This is a genomic window from Streptomyces sp. N35, assembly GCF_016464295.1.
In the GTDB taxonomy this organism is placed as follows: Bacteria; Actinomycetota; Actinomycetes; order Streptomycetales; family Streptomycetaceae; genus Streptomyces.
The window spans coordinates 37,339-38,874 of sequence record NZ_JAEIMH010000027.1 but is presented as its reverse complement, the minus strand read 5'-3'; the positions used below and the strand labels follow the sequence as shown (position 1 = coordinate 38,874).

General features: G+C 66.9%; 2 protein-coding genes. Both read right to left on the bottom strand.

What is annotated here, in order from left to right:
* Nucleotides 1–138: 138 nt before the first annotated feature.
* The gene (locus tag JAO81_RS16975) at nucleotides 139–714 is read right to left on the bottom strand and encodes a TerD family protein (RefSeq protein WP_165336559.1); all 576 of its coding nucleotides are present in this window, start codon (nucleotides 712–714) and stop codon (nucleotides 139–141) included.
* 172 nt (nucleotides 715–886) lie between these two features.
* Complete coding sequence (locus JAO81_RS16970) at nucleotides 887–1,354, bottom strand: peroxiredoxin (protein WP_199548696.1); 468 nt, start codon at nucleotides 1,352–1,354, stop codon at nucleotides 887–889.
* Between the last annotated feature and the right edge of the window lie 182 nt (nucleotides 1,355–1,536).

The window sequence follows — 1,536 nt, the reverse complement described above, 5'->3', positions numbered from 1 at the left end:
GAGGGGCCCGCCCGGCGCCGCCGCAGGGGGGCGCCGCCGGACGAGCCGTACGCCCCCTGGGGGACGTACGGCGGTGGTGCGTGAGGCTTCACGCACCGTCGTACGTACGCGACGTACGAAAGGAAACCGGGTCGAACGTCAGACGTTCACGCCGAAGTCCTGCGCGATACCGCGCAGACCCGAGGCGTAGCCCTGGCCGATGGCGCGGAACTTCCACTCGGCGCCGTGCCGGTAGAGCTCACCGAAGACCATGGCGGTCTCGGTGGACGCGTCCTCGGAGAGGTCATAGCGCGCGATCTCGGCGCCGCCGGCCTGGTTCACGACGCGGATGAACGCGTTGCGCACCTGGCCGAAGGACTGCTGACGGTTCTCGGCGTCGTAGATCGACACCGGGAAGACGATCTTGGTGATCTCGGCCGGCACACCGGCCAGGTTCACCTTGATCTGCTCGTCGTCGCCCTCGCCCTCACCGGTGGTGTTGTCACCGGTGTGCTCGACGGAGCCGTCGGGGCTCTTCAGGTTGTTGAAGAACACGAAGTTCGCATCGCTGCTGACCTTCCCGTCCTCCTGCGTCAGGATGGCGCTTGCGTCCAGGTCGAAGTCCTGACCTGTGGTGGTACGGATGTCCCAGCCCAGGCCGACCGTGATGGCGGTCAGGCCGGGGGCCTCCTTGGACAGCGAGACGTTGCCGCCCTTGCTGAGGCTGACTCCCACGAGTCCTCCAAATAGTTTCCAGGGGCAGCGCCCCCGTGGTGCATTGGCATCGGATCAACGACTGGATCCTAGTGACGGGTTCCCGCAGCAAAAAGGCTCTTCGCCGCAAGGATCACTTCGGATCGGTACTTCACCGGGAAGTCCCGGGTAAATCAGGGGGAACGATAGAGACTCACAGCGTCCCGAGCGCCGTGACGTACTCGTTCAGGTCACGCGCGTCCGGCAGTGCATTGACCACACTCCAGCGCACGACGCCCTCCTTGTCGATGATGAAGGTCCCGCGCACCGCGCAGCCCTTCTCCTCGTCGAAGACCCCGTACGCCCGCGACGCCTCGCCATGCGGCCAGAAGTCGGACAGGAGCGGGAAGGTGAAGCCCTCCTGCTCGGCGAAGACCCGCTGGCTGAAGGGTGCGTCACAGGAGACGGCGAGCAGCTGCACCTCGTCGTTGACGAACTGCGGCAGCGCGTCGCGCAGCGCGGTCAGCTCTCCCGTACAGACTCCGGTGAAGGCGTACGGGTAGAAGACAAGCACCACGTTCTTCGCGCCGCGGAGGTCGGCGAGGCGGATCGTCTCGCCGTGCTGGCTCTTGAGAGCGAAGTCCGGAGCCTTCGTTCCGACTGCGATGGTGGCAGTGGTCATGCCTGAGCTGTTCCCTTCGGAGAACCTCGTAGGGCCTGATCGGGTGAATCCCACCCTATGCGCAGCCGCCGACAACCACCCGTCGCACCGCGATCCAGTGCCCCTGTGCCACGCAAGAAACCCCCCCCCCCCGGGCGGCGGGGGGGCTGCCCCGCGGGGGTGGCGGGGGGGGCGGCTCCTTG

What these genes read in the sequence shown, in the direction of transcription:
- JAO81_RS16970 (WP_199548696.1), bottom strand. Translation starts at nt 1,354, where the DNA reads ATGACCACTGCCACCATCGCAGTCGGAACGAAGGCTCCGGACTTCGCT.